Source organism: Actinomyces urinae, from assembly GCF_900119695.1.
Classification (GTDB): Bacteria; Actinomycetota; Actinomycetes; order Actinomycetales; family Actinomycetaceae; genus Gleimia; species Gleimia urinae.
Genome location: NZ_LT632547.1, coordinates 613,029 through 632,171, shown reverse-complemented (window position 1 = coordinate 632,171; position 19,143 = coordinate 613,029). Strand labels below are relative to the sequence as shown.

Below are 19,143 nucleotides of genomic sequence, written 5' to 3'. Positions count from 1 at the left end.
TTCTTGGAGGTGTGAATGCGATGCGTGCGTGTAGTAAGACCACTTGTAACGAGCCTGCGGTGGCTACTTTGACTTATGACTATTCAGAGGCCACCGCTGTTTTGGGGCCGCTTTCGCCTTCGCGAGAGCCGGGAACCATGGAGCTTTGTGAAATGCACGCTAACAATTTCACAGCCCCGCGCGGCTGGCAGGTGATTCGCCTGGCTACGAATTTTGAGCCCGCGCCGCCCTCACCAGACGATTTGATGGCACTGGCGGATCTTGTTCGCAAGGTGGGGAACCGTCCCGCACCCCGTAAGAATCTTGCGTCGCAACCTCCCTCTGTTAAGCCGGAATTTATGCGTGTTAAGAATCGGCGCGCGAATTTCCGGGTGGTTGAAGGCGGAGTGGAAGACGAAGACTCGTCATACTGACGCGCTAGCGCTTCTAAAGCGTGAAAAATTCGAGCCGTCGTGACAATATCGTAATATGAGTGCGATCGTGTTAGTTGTGGACGACGATGTTGCCTTGGCAGAGATGATTGGCCTCGTACTATCTTCGGAAGGGTACGAGACCGCTTTTTGTCATGATGGCCAGACAGCGGTTGACGTTTTCCACCAGGTAAAGCCGGACTTGATCTTGTTGGATGTGATGTTGCCGGGCAAGAATGGCATCCAGATTTGTAAGGAGATCCGAGCTGAGTCTGACGTGCCTATAGTGATGCTGACGGCGCGTTCGGATACGACTGACGTAGTTGTTGGCCTCGAGGCGGGCGCGGATGACTACGTACCTAAGCCGTTCAAGCCAAAGGAGCTCGTGGCGCGGGTGAAGGCGCGTTTGCGAGGCCGTGATGAGCATGTCGACGAAGTGTTGAAGGTCGGCGACCTCGAGGTCGATGTGCCCGGTCACCAGGTGACGCGCGGCGGCGGTTCCATTGCTTTGACTCCGCTTGAGTTTGATTTGCTTGTGGCCTTAGCGAAGGCACCGTGGAAGGTGTTTTCTCGCGAAGAGCTACTCGAGGACGTGTGGGGTTACCGGCATGCCGCGGATACGCGTCTAGTTAATGTACACGTGCAGCGTTTGCGCGCGAAGATCGAACATGATCCGGAGCATCCGGAGCTCATCGTGACCGTTCGCGGCGTGGGCTACCGTGCGGGTGGAACACCGGCGTAGCTGATGACGGCGAGCGACTCCAAGTTGGTGCGGGCGTTCCAAGATGCCCGTCCTATTCTGTTTATTCGCAGGTCCTTGTCGCTAAAGGTTGCGGTTAGCATGACAATGCTCATGTTGACCCTTTTGTCGCTACTGTTTGTGGCGGTAACGTTTCAGGTGCGCACGGAGGTTTTTGAGCAGCGGCGTGAGCAGGTTCTTGATGACGCCACGGTTCGTTTAGCGCAGGCGCAGTCCACGTTTGACCAGTCCACTGCTACCACTCCGGATCAGGTTCAAGATCTCGCGCACAAGTTGGTTTCGTCACTGCGATCCTCGGCTACGGGTGCGGGTGCAGTTGGCACGATGTTGCTGCGGGCGCCCAGCGCTTCGGCAACGTTTGCGATTAATGACCTCATCGATAGCAATGTGATTGATGCGCTTACGCCGCAGATGCGCAAGATGACGGCCGATGGAGGAGGCCCGTACTACCAGTCGATCGAGATTGATACTGGTATTGGCAAGCCGAGCCCGGGCATCATTGTGGGCGATATCGTGACGCTACCGCTCGCGGGTGAGTATGAGCTGTATACCGTTTATTCACTCAGTGACGATCAGGCAACCATTTCGATGCTCATGCGCACGCTGGTAATCGGGTCGGTACCGGTGATTTTACTATTTGGAGCGGGCCTCATATACATGATTTATCGTCTGCTTAGACCAGTTCGTAGAACCGCGGAGGCGGCCGCGCAGCTGGCAGATGGTGATTTGAGCGTGCGCGTGAGTGCTGATGGCGTGGATGAGATGTCGCAGCTGGGGCGCGCATTTAACAACATGGCGTCCTCATTGGCTGACAAGATTGCGGAGTATGATGAGCTGTCGAAGCTGGAGCAACGTTTCGTGTCGGACGTTTCTCATGAGCTACGCACCCCTCTGACTACCATTCGCATGGCAGAAGAGATGCTCTACGACAGTCGCGAAGAGTTTGACCCGATCTCAGCAAGATCGGCAGAGTTGCTTCACCAGCAGGTGGATCGTTTCGAAAAAATGCTAGCGGACTTGTTGGAGATTTCGCGTTACGACTCAAAGTCTGCGTCACTGGAACTAGATGATGTGAATTTCACGGAGCTGGCGTTAAAGGTTGTGGACGCAAATCGCGCGCTTGCGGACAAACTTGGAGTGCAGGTAGAGGTCAAATCTGGTGAGGGCAGGAATGTGGCCGAGGCAGATAGTCGCCGCATGGAGCGGGTGTTGCGAAACTTCTTGGTGAATGCGATTGAGCATGCCGAGGGCGGCCCGGTGCAGGTTGAGGTTGGATCGGACCCTGATGCCACCTCGGTGCGGGTGCGTGACTTCGGTGTTGGTTTGGACGAGGAGACGCGCGCACACGTGTTTGAGCGCTTTTATCGTGCGGATCCGGCGCGCACCCGAACAACCGGTGGTACGGGATTAGGTTTGTCTATTGCGCGTGAGGACGTAGCTTTGCACGGCGGTAGGATAGAGGTCTATGGAGAGCCGGGCCGGGGCGCTGCGTTCATGGTGACAGTTCCGCGCCGGCAGGGTGTTGAGATAGCGCAAACTCCTCTGAAGCTGTGGGAGGAGCTATGAGACGCAAGATTTTGACTATGGTCATGGCTTGCACGCTGGTGCTTGCAGGTTGTTCGTCGCTACCTTCCTCGGGGCCGGTTACAAGTTTTGAGCGGGATATTCCTGATGCGGAATCGCTGGTTTTGAAGGGTTACGGCCCAGTGGCTGGCTCTACTCCCGATGTTTTGGTACGTGATTTTTTGCGCGCTTCTGCGGCGGGTTTGTCGGACGATTTTCAGGTGGCGCGCTCGTATTTGACTGATCGCGCGAAGGCCGCATGGCGTCCGGAATCGCAGGTGCAGATCTATTCGGATGACCAAACACCGTTCGTGAGTGGGGATGCAAATACGGTCTCGGTGTCGGTAGGAGTTGACGCCGTGGTGACTCCTGACGGCAGTTATGAGGAACAGGCGGGCTCATCCAAGACGTCGTTGAAGTATAAGCTCACAGCTAATTCGCAGGGCGAGTGGCGAATTGACGAGCTTCCAGACGGAGTGGTTCTATCTCAGTCCTCTTTTCATGCGGTGTACACGCAGGCTTCGGTGTATTTTCTTGCGCCCGACTACAGCGCATTGGTACCGGATAGGCGTTGGTATCCGGTGCGTCGTCTAGAGTCTCACCTGATGCAGGCCCTCATTGAGGGGCCTTCTAGTGACATTGCTTCGGCTGTAGTTTCGGCGATCCCCGCGGGGGCGCGCCTCCCGCTTCAACAGGTTGTGGTCACGGCTGGCGTTGCGGACGTGCAACTGGAGGGAGAGTACCTGGTTAGCCCAGAGCAGCAGGAGGCTTTGAAGTGGCAGGTAACTTCAACGCTGGCGCAGGTGCCGGGCGTGACTGAGATACTCGTGCAGAACAACGGTATGAGCTTGGAGGATGTTGCTATTCCGGCCGGCCCCACGTGGGCAATGGATAAGCGCGTTGGTTTTAACAAGTCAGGTTTGGTTCTGCGCGACAGGTCGCTCACCTCTGTGGTGGTTCCTGCTAGCGAACAGCCGGGAGCCCATGCCGCTTCGGTTGGTCCCGTTGATTCCAGTCCGCTGGCTTTCATCAATGACGATAAGCTCTTCTCCGTCCGCGTGGGTGCTAAACCGGTGCAGATTTTAGAGGGTGAGGGGATTTCTCGCCCGTCGATTGATCGACTGGATTGGATTTGGACGGTGCTGGGCAACGAGGTCGTTGCTACGAACCCTACGGGGGATGATTCAGTTAGGATCGCATCTCCATGGCAGGATGATCGCTCGCTGCAGAGCATTGCTATTTCTCCAGATGGTGCGCGTGCATTGTTGCACCGCAATGGGGATGGGGCTTCCAGCGTGTGGATGGCGGCGGTTAAACGCAATACGCAGGGCAAACCTGCGGGTATTGACGTGCCGCGGCGTGTGGAACTCGATGCGGGTGAGGTGCTGGACGTATCGTGGGCTGGAAACACGTCAGCACTGATTTTGCAGCGCTACGACAGGGCTGGCAAGGTCACTATTTCGAGCCTTGGTTCGGTGCCTGAAACGCTCGAAGCGCCGGCGGACGCGATTAGTATTTCAGGAGGAGCCACTCCACAGGCAGTGCTTTTGGATACCAAAGATGAGGTGATTTACTCGCGTTTTGGCGTGTCTTGGCGTAGCTCTACAACGGATCTCCTAGAGGAGTCTTACCCACACTAGTTCGTTGCCCATTCATTAGGGTGTAAGGTGACAGGGTTCCCCAGGGGAGCTAGGGACCGGTGTTTGCACACCTTCGCCGGCGTGGGCTATCGCTACTTCCGTACCTACGTATGGTTGCCTCGTGGTGGCTTTGTTTAGCGAGTTAGTGAATATCATCGCTCCGGCTTCTTGCGTTGGATGCGGCGCGTGGGATACGGCGCTGTGTTCTGGGTGCGCTGCGATAGCGAAACGCCCCGCTAGAGCCGGCCTGGTGGAGGGTGAAATGCCGATGCGCCTCATCAGCCTTGGTGAGTATGAAGGAAAGCTACGCAGAATCATCCTCGCGGCAAAACATGACCGGGCAAACAGGTTGCAAGAGTGGTTGGCGCAGGCAGGTGTTTCGCTAGCGCAGGGGTGGATGACGCATCGCGCGGTGGTGGATGTTCCTCTTGCGGGTAGTCCCTTACTCATTGTTCCCGTTCCATCTCAGTGGACGAGGGCGTGGCGCGGTCTTATGGTTACGCCGCACATCGCTCGCGGGTTTGCAGCTCAGCTTGATCGCGAAGGGGTTGACGTAATGGTTGCTCCGGTGCTGGCCAAGGCTTGGGGTTCGACTCAGGCCGGGAAGTCGGGCGCCCAGCGCCGCGCCCATAGTAACTCGGTTAGCGCGTTGGTGGAGTTGCGCGGGGCGCAGTGCATCCTCGTGGATGACGTGGTTACAACGGGAGCTACGATGATAGCTTGCCGAAAGGCTGTGGAATACGCGGGAGGGCAATGCTTTGTGGGAGCCGCACTCGCGGATGTTCACAATTGCCGTCCGCTAAAGTGACGCCCGTCACCCAATTCGGGTAAACTTAAATAATCAGGCAAAGCCTTTGCAAGGTTTTCGCCGCAAAACGTCTGGTAGGGGGTGGTAACTAAACGCACGGCCAGGCGCGATGTGTGTCTGGCGAATCAGTTGGGATTTTTCCCTCGTATTCCTGGAGGAACCATGGACATCACAGTTGTTGGACGCAATGCCGAAATCCACCCGAATTTCCGCGAGTACGTAGAAGAGAAAGTGTCAAAGGTGACACTGTTCTACCCGCGCGCACAGCGTATTGACGTTGAGCTCACTCACGAGCCAAACCCGCGTCGAGCTGAGACCGCGGAGCGGATTGAACTTACAGTCTTTGGCAAGGGCCCAATCATCCGTGCGGAGGCATCCAGCTCGGATCGATATGCGGCGGTCGACATTGCAACCGCAAAACTGTTTGAGCGTCTGCGTCGCGCACGTGATCGCGCGAAGGATCATCGCAGGCGTTACAACGCTCCGATTGCACCGGAGCTAGGCGGAATTTATGAAGAGCCGGAGGCCGAACCGGATCTGAAGGAGGAGGCGCATCGCGATACGTTGCGCTCGGCTGAGGATCTGAAGATCGGTGAGCCAAGGGAGGAACAGCTTGGGGACTCGCCGGTAATTGTTCGCCAGAAGTTGCATGAGGCTGAACCAATGACGGTTGATCAGGCTCTGTACCAGATGGAGTTGGTGGGCCACCCGTGGTTCTTGTTCATCGATGAAGAGACGATGCAGCCGTGCGTTGTTTACCATCGCGAGGGTTGGACGTACGGTGTGATCCGTTTGAATACAAAGGTTGAAGCCGAATAGGTTTCTACCGGCCAGGGGCGAGGGCGAGCAGTCCTCGCCCCTTTATTGCGCGGGTTCGCGATGAGTTAGGGTGAGCTCGGGGTTTTAGACGCAGGACTGTTGGCGTTGCGATCATTTTCGAGCCGGTCGGGTGCGGCGGCCGCGCGGCTGTCGGTCTACAATGGGAACCAACTGTGTAAGGACAACTTTTGGAGCGCCGTGTCTATTATTGACAAGATCTTGAGGATGGGTGAGGGCCGCGCCCTTCGCAAACTTGAAGCGATTGCGGATCAGGTTGATGCCCTGGAGGACGATTTTCGGGACCTCACTGATGAGGAGCTCAAGGCGAAGACGGATGAGTTCAAGCAACGCCTAGAAGAGGGCGAGACGCTTGATGACTTGTTGGTTGAGGCTTTCGCAACGGTTCGCGAAGCCGCAGATCGCGTGCTGGGGTTGCGCCCCTTCCATGTGCAACTGATCGGCGGCGCGGCGTTGCATAGGGGCAACATCGCGGAGATGAAGACCGGTGAAGGCAAGACGCTGGTTGCAACGCTACCGGCTTATCTGCGCGCGCTGGATGGCAAGGGCGTGCACGTGGTTACGGTGAACGACTACTTGGCTTCCTACCAGTCGGAGCTGATGGGCCGCGTTTACCGCTTCTTGGGTCTTTCCTGCGGGTGTATTTTGGTGGGGCAGACGCCCGATGAACGCCGCAAGCAGTACAACTGCGACATCACTTATGGCACCAACAATGAGTTCGGTTTTGACTACTTGCGTGACAACATGGCGCAGGTGCCTGAAGACATGGTGCAGCGCGGTCATAACTACGTGATCGTCGATGAGGTTGACTCGATTTTGATTGACGAGGCGCGTACGCCGCTAATTATCTCGGGGCCGGCGCAGGGCAATGCGGATGATTGGTATATGACGTTTGCGCGTTTGGTGCGCCAGCTCGAACCTGAGGTTGATTACGAGGTTGATGAGAAGAAGCGCACTATCGGCATTCTTGAGCCGGGCATCGACAAGGTTGAGGATCAGCTAGGTATTGACAACCTGTACGACGCCGCGCACACCCCTCTGATCGGCTACTTGAATAATGCGATTAAGGCCAAGGAACTGTTTAAGCGCGATAAGGATTACATCGTGCAGGACGGTGAAGTGCTGATCGTTGATGAGCACACCGGTCGCGTGTTGCCAGGTCGTCGTTATAACGAGGGTATGCATCAGGCGATTGAAGCTAAAGAGGGCGTGGAGATAAAGGCGGAGAACCAGACCCTCGCTACGATCACGCTACAGAACTACTTCCGCCTGTACCCGGAGGGTTCGCGTGCTGGCATGACCGGTACGGCAGAGACTGAGGCTGCGGAGTTTGTTTCTACCTACGGTATTGGTGTTGTGCCTATCCCAACCAACCGGCCGATGATTCGTAAGGATCAGTCGGACCTGATTTACCCCACTTTTGCGGGCAAGATGAAGGCTGTGGTGGAGGATATCGAGGAGCGCCACAAGAAGGGCCAGCCCGTCCTGGTTGGTACGACTTCGGTGGAGAAGTCAGAGCTGGTTTCGCGCATGCTCAAGGAGCGTCGCATTCCGCACGAGGTTTTGAACGCCAAGCAGCACGCGCGTGAGGCCGCAGTTGTGGCCATGGCGGGTCGTAAGGGTGCTGTTACGGTGGCTACGAACATGGCTGGCCGTGGTACGGACATCATGCTTGGTGGTAACGCTGAGCATATTGCACTTGCTCACATGGCGTCGGAGGGCTTGGATCCGCAGGAGGATGCGGACAAGTACAACGAGATGTGGCCGAAGGTGATGGAATCCGCGAAGGAGGCCGTCGCTGCGGAGCACGATGAGGTTGTGGAGCTTGGTGGCCTGTATGTGCTGGGTACGGAAAGGCACGAGTCGCGCCGTATTGATAACCAGTTGCGGGGTCGTTCTGGCCGTCAGGGCGATCCGGGTGAGTCCCGCTTCTACCTGTCGATGGAAGATGACTTGATGCGCTTGTTTAATGCGGGGCTTGCCCAGCGCATCATGGCTTCCGGTAACTATCCTGAGGATCTGCCGATCGAGTCGAAGATGGTCTCAAAGTCCATTGCTTCGGCGCAGGCGCAGGTTGAGGCTCGTAACTTCGAGATTCGAAAGAACGTCCTCAAGTATGACGATGTGATGACCGGCCAGCGCGAGTCTGTGTACGGTGAGCGTCGCCGTGTCCTTGAGGGTGAAGACATGAACCCGCAGATGAAGTTCTTCATGGAAGAACTTGTGCGCCAGGTGGTGTCCCAGTACATTCCGTCAGACGATGAGCATGATTGGGATCTCGATGGTTTGTTCTCGACGTTGCGCGAGTATTATCCCGTGTCGATTCGTCCGCAAGAGATCGTGGATGCAGTAGGTGAGGGCTCGGGCGCTTCGGCTGAAGATTTTGCGTTTGAGTACGTGTCGGATATCCACAATGAGTACGACAAGATTTCTGAGAAGGTAGGCGCAAATCCGTTAGCTAAGTCGCAGCTTGGAGAGGAGCCGATGCGGGCGTTGGAGCGCCGCGTTGTGCTGGCTTCGGTTGATAAGTTGTGGCGTGAGCACCTGTACGAGATGGATTACTTGAAGGAGGGTATCGGCCTTCGCGCGATGGGACAGCGTGATCCTCTGGTTGAGTACGGGTCTGAGGGCGCGCAGATGTTCCAGGCGATGATGGAGCGCATTCGTGAGGAGGCTGTGAAACTCGCGTTCTCGTTTGCTGGCCAGTTTGAGCTTGCACTGCAGCAGCAGGAGGAGAAGCTTGACGCGGCGAAGGCGTCTGCGGTTGCTCGTCAGGCAAAGGCTTTGAATCAGCCTAAGAGTGACAATGTGATGGGCGATGTGGGCCGTTCTCACTTTGGAAAGATGCAAATGTCTGGCCCTGCTGGGTCAGGGGATTCGGATGGAATCCCAGATGAGGGTTCCGCTTTCCGTCCGAGCGGCCGCAGGCAGGCTTCCGCTCCGTCAGAGGGTGGAGCGGCTCCTGCGATGAATCGCGCGCAGCGCAGGGCGCAAAAGCGCAAGCGCCGCTAAGAGCGTATTAGGATTGTCCGCCATTTGCATTTGCAGGTGGCGGGCTATCTTTACAGGATTTCGAGGGCGGTGGCCACCCATTGTCTTCTGCGAGCTTCAAGGCGAATGGCAACGGCTCGGGTAGTTTCGCCCTTAACGACAACGTGTGTGGTCTCCGCAATGGATTCATTGACCACACATACTCTGGAAGACAGGGCTTTTGTTCTAGCGGAGCGCCCCGCCGGCCCATCCAGTCTGGTGGCGAGAGCGACCTTTCGTTCGATTGCGTCGTAAAGGTCTGGGGTGACGAAGCGTTCTAGTGCGCTGGGATACTTTTGTCCGCTGAGTGTCTCAACGATCGCGAGCGCCAGGGCGCGGCTCCAGTTGCGGGCGTCAGGAAGCTGGTCTGCTCTCCCAATGGTGTCAATTTCAGCCTCAGGTTTTGAGTAATCCCAGGACGCGTCAATCATTGCCCAATGACGCCCCGCAGGTGTGGGCTTGGGCAAGATGCCGTTGAGGGCTCGTACCGGGTTGGGCGCGCGCTTGATCTTGATGTCAGAGGGCCGTCTTGCAGGGCTTTTGCCGCCCTCGACGGTGCGTAGCTCGACGGGTTCGTAAACGGGTTCGAGGGCTGCAAGTGCTGTAGACATTAGAGGTCCTCCTCAGGCAAGGTCAGAGTTGTTCCCGGATAGATGAGGTCGGGGTTGATGCCAATAACGGATTTGTTTAGGTTGTAGATTCTGTGCCATTCGGCAGAAATCTTGGTGGGATCGCTGCTTTGGAGATGGCGGGCGGCTATGGTCCACAGACTGTCCCCATTGCGCACAACGTATTTTTCATCCGAGGCAATGGTCGGCTCAGATTCTCCGGCGGCCGCGTTCTTGTTTCTATTTACCTGCGGCAGAGCATCGGTGGTTTGAGAGTTCGAGGATTCATTTGCCAGATGTGCATGTGAAGCCGGAAGGTTAGCACTGCCGCTGGTGGTCTCTTGCGCTCCTTGGGTAGGCGATGAAGCTTGCGGGGTCGGTGCAGTGGGTGCCGATGGGTCAGATAGCGTGAGGTCGGATGGAACGCTCGTTTGGGATGGGCGAGTCGCTTGTGTCGATACTGCCTGCCATCCCAGATTGTCTTGAACCGTTGTGGGTGCCGGTGCAAACGCTGAGGTAGCGCTCACCACGAGAGATGCCGACACTGCAAGCGTTGCGACCCGCTTCTTCAACACGGATCGGACTAAAGGGCTCGCGGTGTTAACCGCGAGTTCGAGTAGGCGCTGAACGGGTGTGCCTCGCCTTGCAAGAATGAGAAGGATCTCGGTGAGTAGCAGGGAAGTGAGGCTCCACAGAGACAACACAGCTATGGCAAAGCCAAGAAGAGCGGTGATCAGTGGTAGGGCCAACGCGTTTGGATTCAAAGAACTGTGCAAGATTGCATTCGCATCGGTTTGAAGAAGGTCGAACGCATTCGCGTTGTCGATCGCGATCGAGAGTGATACGGCCGCGGTAACAATGAACGCAGCGGCACTGGCCAGCGCAATGCTTGCGCTGGATTTTAAGTTCCTATTCAACTCCATTTCCCCTCTTTCGTGTTAGTTCATATCAGTTCGTGATGATTGATGCTTGCACGCCAGGGGTTAGTAAGTCAATAGCATTTCGAAAATTGGTGGAAAACCCGATGCTGAATCCTGGATGTGTTTCAATCAGGAGATGGATTTCGAGAAGATAATTGCCGGTCTTGCGCAGGAGTTCGCGGGCGAAGAGGCGCTGCAAAGCCGTGAAGAGGTGGCGGAGCTTGCCGAGGCCGAACTGGTTTCGGCGGGGATATCAGATAGGTTGCGGGCCGCAGAAGGCCTTGAAATAAAGGTGTTTTCTTCCTTTGGTGTTAGCGCGAAGGGAAGAATAATCCGCTCTAATCCGGCTTGGGTGTTGCTTGAGGATGGGGCAGTGCAAGAGTTGGTCTCCGCAGCGTCGATAGCGGTTGTTGAAGGGCTCGCAAGAGTGGCGCCAGAGCCCAGTCTTATAGACAAGCGCCTGGGGTTATCGGCTATTTTGCGCCAAATTATGCGGCAGCGTCGCCGCGTGGCAGTGCAGGTGGGAGCAACTTCTCTAACCGGTTTTATTGTTTCGGTTTACATGGATCACGTGGATATAGGGCACGAAGGCGGGGTCTCTTCGGTGTCGCTATCTCACTTGTTTAGCATTCGCCTCCTGCCGGGATTCTAAGCAGATTGGTGGTTGCTGCAGATTTGTGGGAAGCCTAGATCTTGCCCGATTCGATGCGTTCGCGAGTGGCTGCGTACTGGCGCTCAATGTAGTGCTCAAGCTCGGAGGCCTCGATTCGCCAAGTTCGTTTTCCGCCCACCTGTATGGCTGGCAGCTCACCCGAAGAGAGTAGCGCGCGGGTTGCGGACTGAGACAGGTTAAGAGTTTCGGCAACATCCGCAATGGTTAAGAATCTTTGGCTCATGTCCATATTGTCTCACTTCGTTCCAGTTCTGAACAGTCCGCGAATGCAGTTGTGTAAAAGGCCCGCTAATTAACCGCGAAAACTGGTTATTTTGGAGCGCGAATCTCCATAGTGAGACCAAACTGTGGATATCTTCCACAAGCGGTGAAAATTCCTGCATCATTGTCTCGTGTCTAAAGCTTTACCCAGAGTGCGTCGCTCGCACGTGTTTACTGATCCCAGGTTTCTTCTTGGACTTGCCCTGGTTGTAGTGTCGATCCTCGCTACTACTTGGCTGGTGCAAAAGGCTCGCGGAGGCGAGAGCGTTTACCAGTTGAACGCTCCGGTTGCGCAAGGCCAGCCCATTCAAGCCTCTGCTCTTTCAATCGTGTCCGCTCGTACGGGGTCAACGGCGTATTTGGAGGCCGGAGCGCTGCCCGAGGGCGCTGTGGCAACCCGTACCCTCAGTGCAGGCGAGTTGCTTCCTCGTGATGCGGTAGCAAGCGCGGCTTCGCTCGATCGCAGACAGGTTGTAATAAACGTGGCTACGCGCATTCCTTCATCCGTGTCCACCGGCTCCACGGTTGAGGTGTGGGCCGTAGATTCGCCGGATACGCCGCTCAGTAGCCAAACGGAGCCGAGAATGATTGCGTCCTCGGCTATTATTCTTTCGATTTCAGAGCCGGATACAACGCTGGTAAATCGCGCCCAAAGCGTTGAGATTTCAGTGCCCGAGTCGGATTTGGACACAGTGTTGGCAGCAACGGGGTCCAAGAGCTCCCTGATTGTGGTTCCCGCGGGGTAGCGATGGCGGTCAAGGGTGTAATTGTTTGGCTTGACGAGCCCTTTGAGACGGAAGTGATCCGGGAACTCAACGCGCAGTCGTCGAAGTTTTCCGTGCAACGTAGATGTGCGGATTTAGCAGAAGCACGCGCGTGCGTGCGTGCGGGAATCGGCTCGGTTGTGGTCGCACGTGGCGGAGCTCCTGGCTTGGATCGCTCTGTTGTAGATGAGTTTCACGAGGCCGGCGTTTTTGTTCTGCTGGTGGTTGATGATCCGATTACGGCAGCCTCCATCGGGGAGGACGCGCGCTCTGATGCGTCCAGTGCTGAGTTTGTGGTGGACACCCTGACGATGGGGATCCAAAACTGGATGATGGGGCAAGAGAGCCAAGTGTTCTCTGCTCCTACGGCGCCTAGCGACGTTGCTGATTATCAAGGACGTTTGATCGCGGTGTGGGGCACATCGGGTGCACCGGGGCGCTCCACGGTGGCATTGAATTTGGCTCACGCATTGGCCCTTGCGGGACGTGAGGTGACGCTCGTTGATGCTGATGCTCACGCCCCGTCGCTGGCGTTCATGCTGGGATTTGACGCTCCGCAGTCGGGCCTGTTGGAGGCTTCGTATTTACGTAACCAGGGTGAGATGACCCGGTTGGCTTTAGACGATGCGCGCCTGCTGGTTGATGAGCATTTCCACTTGCTTTCTGGCCTGACGCGCGCCGATAAGTGGAGAATGCTCCGCGCTGAAGTCGTTGCGGACGTACTGAGCGAGCTGCGCAAGCTGGGTGACGTGGTTGTGGATTTGGCTGACGGTCTTGCTGATGATGATCCGTCGCAGCTAACTTTTGTGCCAACGCCACAAGACATTAACCGCACGGTTTTGGAAGACGCTGATGTGGTTCTGATTGTGGCTCGTGGCGATGCGATTGGACTGACTCGGCTTACGCACACGCTGTACGAGGCCGAAGAGGCTGGAGTGCGTCCAGACGCTTTGGTAGTAAACCGGGCGCGCACCGCGGGTACGGGCGGATCGGTGAGTCGCCCGATTGATACGGTGCTCGCCTCCATCGCTCCAGTGACTCCTCGCGTGGTGATTGAGGACAGCACGGATGTGGATGAGGCAGTGCTTTCTGCGGCGACGGTTATGGCATCGGGTGAGTCCAAGTTCGCTGCTGGGATCGCACAGATTATTGAGCTGATTGGTACTGGGGAAGCCGAATCTGCCCCGGCGCGCAGGCGTAGTAGGCGTAAGTCGAAGCGGCCGGGCTTTATGTTGTTTGGTCGCAAATAGTTTGGGCCTGTTTTAAACTCGTTTTATGCGCTGTTTCTTGCCTTTGGTTGCGTCTGAGCTCTGTGGGGATCTGCCTGTCCGCGAGTTGGTTACTCCATCTTCTGGAGCGACCTGCGCGGAAGAGCGGGAGTGGTTCGAGTATGAAGCTGCTGTGGTAGCTTCTTTGATTTCGCTGGAGCTTGTGCGTGATTTAGAGGAGCCCACGCAAAGACGCATTGTGGTAGCCCTAGAGGGGGAGCCGGTGTGGGAGAACGCGCAGGCCATCTTGGTGGACGGCCTTGAGTCTGAGCCACTGGTTCGCCGCGCATGCGCGGCTACAACGCAAGAGGAAGCTGATGATGCCGTGGAAGAGCTCACGGATGCTTTCTTGGAATGGTTTGATATAAGTGAGCGCGCCCAGCTCTGCCAGGCATTGAATGCGCGAGAATAGGACTGGCATTCAAGTGCGGCGGCGCTAGTCGGCGGCGTGTATTACAAGTGTCGATCCTTTCGATTTCGCATGTTTGATTTCGATGCCGTCACTGATGCGTTGTTGCATTTCGGCTACGTGTGACACGACGCCTACGGTTCGTCCGGAAGCGCGCAGGCGTTGAAGTCCATTCATGACCTTGTCTAGCGCGTCTTGGTCCAGCGAGCCAAACCCCTCATCGATAAGCATTGATTTTAGGTCCAGACCGCCCGCTTCAGATGAGATTACTTCTACGAGGCCGAGCGCGAGTGCGAGCGAAGAGTAGAAGGTTTCGCCTCCAGATAGTGATGCGGGGGAGCGTTCTGTGTCTGTGCTCAGGTCGATGACTGCGAGTCCAAGTCCGGCGTGCTGACTCTTTCTAGAAGCGTCTAGGCTAACTCGGCGCAGTTGGTAGCGTTCGTTAGAGAACTCCAGTATGTAGGGGTTGGCGGCTTCGAGCACGCGTTCGAATTGTCGCATTATGACCCAGGTGTCGAAGGGGATTGGAGTACCATCTTCGAGTCTTGCCCCCTGCGCAAGCTCAGCGAGGCGTCGGATTGGTCCCAACTCCTTTTCCAACGTCTGCAGGTTTTCTATCCCTGCTCTGAGTTTGCCCGCTTGTCCCTCGTGCTGAGTGAGGGCATTCTTTGCGAGGGCGTGTGTACTGGTGGCTTCTTCGTGGATACGACGAAGCCGAGATAGCGCATTAGTAAGAGGCTTGGGATATTCGGTGCGCACAAGCCCGGATCGCTCGGTTTCTTCGATCGCGGCGCCCGCTTGGCGTTTGGTCAGGTTGTAGTTGGAGATTTGCTCTTCTAATGCATTGATTTCGGCCTGGGGCAGTAGTGCTTCTTGGACTTCGTTAGCGGAGGCGAATGTACTATTTGCCAGGGCTTCGTCCAGCACGGCTACGGCATCCGCGTGCCGGTTGCGAGCATCTTCAAATGCGGTGATTGCCTCGACTATGTGCCGAATTCGGTTTTGCCTGGTGGCGATGCTTTCGCGTCGTTCGGCAACGGACGTGAAGGAGCCACGCGCCTGTTCTACCAGTTGTGAGAGACGCTCAATCTCAGCGGTCTTATTCTCAACGTCTTTGGTATTCGCCGCAATCTTGGCTTGATCACTGGCAATCTGGGTTTTGTATTCTTCAACCTGCACGCGCGATTCGGCAAGGTCTTTACGTAACTGGCTGGCGATGTCGCCTGCTTGTTTGGCCGCTACAACTTGCGCGTCGATGTCGTCATACGCGATCTGTAGTGACGCGGTGTCTGCGCCTGCCTTCTGGTTGAGTTCTTTGATGGCTTCAACGATGCGCTGGTGATCTTCTCTGGTTGCAGTAAGAGACGCTTCGATCCGCGCTACGAGAACCCGGGCCTCGTCAACTTCTTCGCGCTGGATGTCGGTTGGTGAGCCCTCATGCGGGTGAGGATGGTTGGTAGATCCACATACTATGCATTCTTCTCCATCGACAAGCTTCGCAGCCAGCTCTAAGGCGGAGTTGTTTATCCACTTTGCGGCTAGACCTTGTGCTTGGGTGCGAGCCTGCTCGAGTTCCTTTGCTTTGTGGCCAATCTCTTCGGAGATTTCAAGGAGGTGTGCTCTTTCTTTGTCGGCGCTCTTGGAAGCATCTAGACGCAGTGAGAGCTCATTCTTCTGGTCTAAGAGACCTGTGTAGCTACGCCCTTGTTGCTCCATCTGAGCCACGGCGGCTTCAGCATTTTGTTCAACTTGCTTGAACTGATCGATTCTGGCTTGGTGCTCTGACGCTGACTGTTCCAGCTCGACAATAGTTGCCCCAAGCTGTTCAACCTGCGCGGATAGTTGTTCTAACCGCTCGATGTTTTGCTCGGTTTCTTCGAGCCGAGTTAGTTCGCGGGTTAGCTCCTCATCGCGCTTACGAATCGCCTCACAGGAGGAGCCATCGATAGCCCCGCGCGCAGTGCTGCGCAGGTCAGCGTCCTCCTCGTTAATTGCATCAATGCTGGAAGCCGCATCTGCTTTTGCCTGTTCGAGGGCTGTGGTCGCACGTTCTTTGGCAAGCAGGTCTGCGTTAAGTGCAAGTGCTTCGCGTGCGTGCTTCAACTCGGCTTCGCGTTGTTTGTGCTCGCCGGCGGTTTGCTCAAGTTCGGCGAGTTGCTTACGTGCAGCGTTCCACTGAAGCGTGGTGGTTTCAACCCTCTCGCGCTCAGCCTCGGTGGCTTCTATTTCACGCACGTCGGCGACGGCGCGGAATAGCCGGTCTTCGGCTTGCCTTGCTTCAGCTTCGAGCTCTTTAGAGATGGTGAGCGCGTAGCCGATTGCTTCTTCGTAGTTGGCCAGCCTGACTGCAGTGGCTGCTTCCTCACAGATTTGACCGGCCTGAAACGCTACGGCATTGCGCTGCTCGTCAAACTCGGCGCGCGCAGCTTTCGACTGCAGAGTCAAGGATTCGGTGAAACGGCGAAAATGCACCGTGCCGAAAATGTCCTCGAGGACATCTTTGCGCTCCGATGGGCTTGAATGGATGAAGCTTGCGAATTTGCCCTGCGGTAAAACCACAGTTTGGAGGAACTGGTCTAGTCCCAGGCCCACTACGCGCGTAATTTCATCCGTGACGGCGCTTGCCCTGGTCGCTACTTCTTCGCCAGTTCCGACGAATGGGGCGCTGTCAGGGTCATAGCTACTGTCGAGCTTAACCAGGGTAGCGCTTGCAGGTGTCGGCGTCTTGTTGCCTTCTTTGACATAAGCTGGACGCCTGGTGACTTCAAATGCGCCGTGTGACGTTTCAAAACGCAAGCGCACAAACGTGTCGGTGTTGCGGCTAGCAAAGTTGGAACGCAATCGGTCACGTGTAGAGGTTTGCCCTCCAGCAACATTGCCATAGAGAGCGAACGTGATGGCATCGATAATGGTTGACTTACCCGAACCGGTTTGTCCGCGCAGAAGGTACAGGCCGGATGGTTCGAACCGAGTGAAGTCAATCTGGTGGTGTCCGGCGAAGGGGCCGAGTGCTTGAAACTCGAGTGTAAGTAGTCGCATTACTTCTCCTCCTGCAACACGGTTTCCCACGTTTGCTCAATAATGTCGCTTTCTTCAGGTAGCACTTTGCGTCCAAGCGCGAGTTCAAAGAACTCTTCGGCAAGCTCTTGTGGTGTTTTCTTCTCGATCGCCGCTACCGTTCCTTCGATTTGCGAGGTCGGAGGAGTATGTCGAATCAGAAGAGCTTTTGGGTAACTAGCTTTAATGCGTTCGTGAAGATGCTCGGGCCTTGTGAGGTCGGTGACCTCTACGTGGGCGAATCCGGTTTTCGCCCATACGGGTACATCGGACGTAAGCTCTGCAATGGTCCCGCGGATCTGGTGGAGGGAATAGGGTTGGGGCACGGGCACAGTGCGCAGGTCGATAACTCCGTTCTCAATTTCAAGTATAGTTGTGCACTTTTTGTCGCGTGCTTCGGAGAATGAAAAGGGCAGGGGAGACCCGCTGTAGCGGATGATTGGCCCATCAGTGTTGCGTTGCTGGGGCCGATGCAGGTGACCGGCAGCAACGTAGGAAAGCCCGCGCGAAAGTGGCTTGTTTGTGCCCATAGCCTTGAAGGTTGAGGGGGCAATCGACTGCGAACCTCCAACCGAAATGTCACGCTCAGAATCACTGGTTTCGGATCCAGCAATGAATGCGTGAATCATGGCTATGCCCATGCCTTCGCGCTTGGCGAGGTCCGCGTCTACTCGCCGTAGAGCAGCCTCCATAACGGCTTGATGACTGCGAGCAAGGCCGGTGAGCACTCCAGAGTCATCGACCTCATCGGAGAGGCTAACGCGGGCTATATCGGGCTCCAGGTAGGGAATCGGATAGATGTTGGCTACCTCGGATCCGCTTCGGATCACGACTGGCCTCCCTACGTCTGCCGTACGCGAAACGATCTTTAACCGCTCAGTGTACAGCTCCGATCCGAAGCCTAACCTGGCCGCAGAATCGTGGTTACCCGGAATCATGATGACCTGAGTGAGCTCAATGAGGCGCTGCAGTGCGTCCTCGAGCAGATTCATTGACGAGGTCGGAGCAATCGCACGATCGTAAACATCCCCGGCAACTAGGAGCGCATCGGGTTTTTCGAAGCGCACCAAATCGACAATGTGGTCAAGAAGCGTCTCTTGAAATTCTTCCAGCGACTGCTTGTGTAGCGTCTTGCCCAGGTGCCAATCTGCGGTGTGAATTAACTTCATGCCTACAGGTTAGCGAACGGTACGGACAAAAATTTTACTGTCCCTCTTTCCACGCCAGGGTTTGTAGCACCTCATCGTGAAGCAAGCCGTTTGTCGCAACCCCCGTGCCGCCCCACGGTCCGTCCTCGCCCAGCAAAGAGGTGAAACGGCCCCCTGCCTCGGTCACGATGGGCACAAGGGCCGCCATATCGTAGGTTTCTAGCTCTGGTTCTGCCGCAACGTCGCACACGCCCTCGGCCACCATCATGTACGACCAAAAATCGCCGTATGCGCGAGTTCGCCACATGCGATCAGTAAGGTCCAGGAAATGATCTAACCTGCCGCGTGCCTTCCATCCTGACAAGGAGGAGTAAGACAGTGAGGCATCTTCAAAACGGTCGATGGTAGATACGCGAATGCGCTGCCCGGCGTTCACATAATCAAATGCGCCCGAAACTGGCGTATCAGCGCAGCAATCGTTAGAGCCGCAACAGTTTGAAGATTCACGCAGTGCCTGTTGGACGCCCACGTAGGCGCCGAGGCCTTTGCCCGCCCACCAGCGTCTGCCAAGGGCTGGGGCAGATACCACTCCAACTTTTACTTCGCCGTCCTGGGCCAGAGCAATAAGCGTGGCCCACACGGGTACGCCGCGAAGGAAGTTCTTAGTGCCATCAATCGGGTCAATCACCCACTGGCGCGTGGAGCTTCCAGTAACTCCCATTTCTTCGCCAAAAATTGAGTCATCCGGACGATGGGTGGCCAGTAGCTCGCGAATCGCGGCCTCAGTAGAGCGATCAGCGTCGGTAACGGGAGATAGGTCTGCCTTCGTTGCGACCTTTAGATCATCCGATTGAAAGCGAGCCATCGTCACTGCGTCAGCGCGATCTGCGAGGGCGTGTGCCAGCTTTAAATCTGCGGTCGATGCCGTGTTTTGTCCACTGCCATGCAAAGTCTTATCCATGTGTCCAAACTACCCCGCGCGGGCGC

17 protein-coding genes are annotated in these 19,143 nt (G+C 56.3%); 11 read left to right on the top strand and 6 right to left on the bottom strand.

Translation table 11 applies throughout. The features are described from left to right. Positions 1 to 59: 59 nt before the first annotated feature. The 7 genes from BQ7114_RS04175 to secA all read left to right on the top strand — a co-directional run bounded on the left by BQ7114_RS04175 (position 60) and on the right by secA (position 9,030). Positions 60 to 413 (top strand): DUF3499 domain-containing protein, encoded by a 354-nt coding sequence (locus BQ7114_RS04175; RefSeq protein WP_407638950.1) that lies wholly within the window; start codon positions 60 to 62, stop codon positions 411 to 413. A 55-nt stretch (positions 414 to 468) separates the two neighbouring features. Further along, positions 469 to 1,152: an MtrAB system response regulator MtrA gene (gene mtrA, locus BQ7114_RS04170; RefSeq protein WP_072342316.1), complete on the top strand. Its 684-nt coding sequence runs from the start codon at positions 469 to 471 to the stop codon at positions 1,150 to 1,152. A gap of 3 nt (positions 1,153 to 1,155) precedes the next feature. Beyond that, positions 1,156 to 2,736, top strand: a complete 1,581-nt coding sequence (gene mtrB, locus BQ7114_RS04165) for an MtrAB system histidine kinase MtrB (RefSeq protein ID WP_072342313.1) — start codon at positions 1,156 to 1,158, stop codon at positions 2,734 to 2,736. Then, positions 2,733 to 4,373, top strand: a complete 1,641-nt coding sequence (locus BQ7114_RS04160; RefSeq protein WP_072342309.1) for an LpqB family beta-propeller domain-containing protein — start codon at positions 2,733 to 2,735, stop codon at positions 4,371 to 4,373. The genes mtrB and BQ7114_RS04160 overlap by 4 nt, the downstream gene beginning before the upstream one ends. Positions 4,374 to 4,518: 145 nt before the next feature. Beyond that, complete coding sequence (locus BQ7114_RS04155) at positions 4,519 to 5,181, top strand: ComF family protein (RefSeq protein ID WP_143236789.1); 663 nt, start codon at positions 4,519 to 4,521, stop codon at positions 5,179 to 5,181. A 162-nt stretch (positions 5,182 to 5,343) separates the two neighbouring features. Further along, the gene (hpf, locus tag BQ7114_RS04150; RefSeq protein ID WP_072342303.1) at positions 5,344 to 6,000 is read left to right on the top strand and encodes a ribosome hibernation-promoting factor, HPF/YfiA family; all 657 of its coding nucleotides are present in this window, start codon (positions 5,344 to 5,346) and stop codon (positions 5,998 to 6,000) included. 198 nt (positions 6,001 to 6,198) lie between these two features. Beyond that, positions 6,199 to 9,030: a preprotein translocase subunit SecA gene (gene secA, locus BQ7114_RS04145; protein WP_072342300.1), complete on the top strand. Its 2,832-nt coding sequence runs from the start codon at positions 6,199 to 6,201 to the stop codon at positions 9,028 to 9,030. A gap of 50 nt (positions 9,031 to 9,080) precedes the next feature. Here the strand turns inward: secA and BQ7114_RS04140 are convergent, their stop codons facing one another. Both BQ7114_RS04140 and BQ7114_RS04135 read right to left on the bottom strand, forming a co-directional pair. Beyond that, entirely contained in the window at positions 9,081 to 9,659 is a 579-nt protein-coding gene (locus BQ7114_RS04140) for an Rv3235 family protein (protein ID WP_072342296.1), read from the bottom strand. Further along, entirely contained in the window at positions 9,659 to 10,579 is a 921-nt protein-coding gene (locus BQ7114_RS04135) for a LysM peptidoglycan-binding domain-containing protein (protein ID WP_072342293.1), read from the bottom strand. The genes BQ7114_RS04140 and BQ7114_RS04135 overlap by 1 nt, the downstream gene beginning before the upstream one ends. 133 nt (positions 10,580 to 10,712) lie before the next feature. Here BQ7114_RS04135 and BQ7114_RS04130 point away from each other — a divergent pair, with 133 nt between their 5' ends. After that, on the top strand, positions 10,713 to 11,228 hold the full coding sequence (locus tag BQ7114_RS04130) for a hypothetical protein (protein WP_143236788.1): 516 nt from the start codon (positions 10,713 to 10,715) through the stop codon (positions 11,226 to 11,228). A gap of 34 nt (positions 11,229 to 11,262) precedes the next feature. Here BQ7114_RS04130 and BQ7114_RS04125 read toward each other — a convergent pair whose 3' ends face one another. Further along, on the bottom strand, positions 11,263 to 11,472 hold the full coding sequence (locus tag BQ7114_RS04125; protein ID WP_072344783.1) for a helix-turn-helix domain-containing protein: 210 nt from the start codon (positions 11,470 to 11,472) through the stop codon (positions 11,263 to 11,265). Between the two features lie 169 nt (positions 11,473 to 11,641). Between BQ7114_RS04125 and BQ7114_RS04120 the strand changes: the two genes are divergently transcribed. The 3 genes from BQ7114_RS04120 to BQ7114_RS04110 are packed head-to-tail and all read left to right on the top strand — an operon-like array spanning position 11,642 to position 13,954. Then, positions 11,642 to 12,256, top strand: coding sequence for a hypothetical protein (locus tag BQ7114_RS04120; protein ID WP_143236787.1), 615 nt, complete (start codon positions 11,642 to 11,644; stop codon positions 12,254 to 12,256). Positions 12,257 to 12,258: 2 nt separating this feature from the next. Next, positions 12,259 to 13,524, top strand: a complete 1,266-nt coding sequence (locus BQ7114_RS04115; RefSeq protein WP_072342284.1) for a CpaE/TadZ family protein — start codon at positions 12,259 to 12,261, stop codon at positions 13,522 to 13,524. Between the two features lie 25 nt (positions 13,525 to 13,549). Then, positions 13,550 to 13,954: a DUF6912 family protein gene (locus tag BQ7114_RS04110; protein WP_072342281.1), complete on the top strand. Its 405-nt coding sequence runs from the start codon at positions 13,550 to 13,552 to the stop codon at positions 13,952 to 13,954. 24 nt (positions 13,955 to 13,978) lie between these two features. Here the strand turns inward: BQ7114_RS04110 and BQ7114_RS04105 are convergent, their stop codons facing one another. Genes BQ7114_RS04105 through BQ7114_RS04095 form a run of 3 tightly spaced genes read right to left on the bottom strand, consistent with a single transcriptional unit; the run spans position 13,979 to position 19,117 of the window. Further along, a complete protein-coding gene (locus BQ7114_RS04105; RefSeq protein ID WP_072342278.1) occupies positions 13,979 to 16,990 on the bottom strand; it encodes an AAA family ATPase in 3,012 nt (1,003 codons plus the stop codon). After that, a complete protein-coding gene (locus BQ7114_RS04100) occupies positions 16,990 to 18,177 on the bottom strand; it encodes an exonuclease SbcCD subunit D (RefSeq protein WP_072342275.1) in 1,188 nt (395 codons plus the stop codon). Before BQ7114_RS04100 ends, BQ7114_RS04105 begins: the two co-directional genes overlap by 1 nt. 34 nt (positions 18,178 to 18,211) lie before the next feature. Further along, positions 18,212 to 19,117 (bottom strand): inositol monophosphatase family protein, encoded by a 906-nt coding sequence (locus BQ7114_RS04095; RefSeq protein ID WP_072342272.1) that lies wholly within the window; start codon positions 19,115 to 19,117, stop codon positions 18,212 to 18,214. Between the last annotated feature and the right edge of the window lie 26 nt (positions 19,118 to 19,143).

Bases quoted from the DNA above. Each gene is read 5' to 3' on its own strand.
- mtrA (WP_072342316.1), top strand. From the start codon at position 469: ATGAGTGCGATCGTGTTAGTTGTGGACGACGATGTTGCCTTGGCAGAG.
- mtrB (WP_072342313.1), top strand. From the start codon at position 1,156: ATGACGGCGAGCGACTCCAAGTTGGTGCGGGCGTTCCAAGATGCCCGT.
- BQ7114_RS04160 (WP_072342309.1), top strand. From the start codon at position 2,733: ATGAGACGCAAGATTTTGACTATGGTCATGGCTTGCACGCTGGTGCTT.
- hpf (WP_072342303.1), top strand. From the start codon at position 5,344: ATGGACATCACAGTTGTTGGACGCAATGCCGAAATCCACCCGAATTTC.
- BQ7114_RS04140 (WP_072342296.1), bottom strand. From the start codon at position 9,659: ATGTCTACAGCACTTGCAGCCCTCGAACCCGTTTACGAACCCGTCGAG.
- BQ7114_RS04135 (WP_072342293.1), bottom strand. From the start codon at position 10,579: ATGGAGTTGAATAGGAACTTAAAATCCAGCGCAAGCATTGCGCTGGCC.
- BQ7114_RS04130 (WP_143236788.1), top strand. From the start codon at position 10,713: ATGGATTTCGAGAAGATAATTGCCGGTCTTGCGCAGGAGTTCGCGGGC.
- BQ7114_RS04125 (WP_072344783.1), bottom strand. From the start codon at position 11,472: ATGAGCCAAAGATTCTTAACCATTGCGGATGTTGCCGAAACTCTTAAC.
- BQ7114_RS04115 (WP_072342284.1), top strand. From the start codon at position 12,259: ATGGCGGTCAAGGGTGTAATTGTTTGGCTTGACGAGCCCTTTGAGACG.
- BQ7114_RS04110 (WP_072342281.1), top strand. From the start codon at position 13,550: ATGCGCTGTTTCTTGCCTTTGGTTGCGTCTGAGCTCTGTGGGGATCTG.
- BQ7114_RS04105 (WP_072342278.1), bottom strand. From the start codon at position 16,990: ATGCGACTACTTACACTCGAGTTTCAAGCACTCGGCCCCTTCGCCGGA.
- BQ7114_RS04100 (WP_072342275.1), bottom strand. From the start codon at position 18,177: ATGAAGTTAATTCACACCGCAGATTGGCACCTGGGCAAGACGCTACAC.
- BQ7114_RS04095 (WP_072342272.1), bottom strand. From the start codon at position 19,117: ATGGATAAGACTTTGCATGGCAGTGGACAAAACACGGCATCGACCGCA.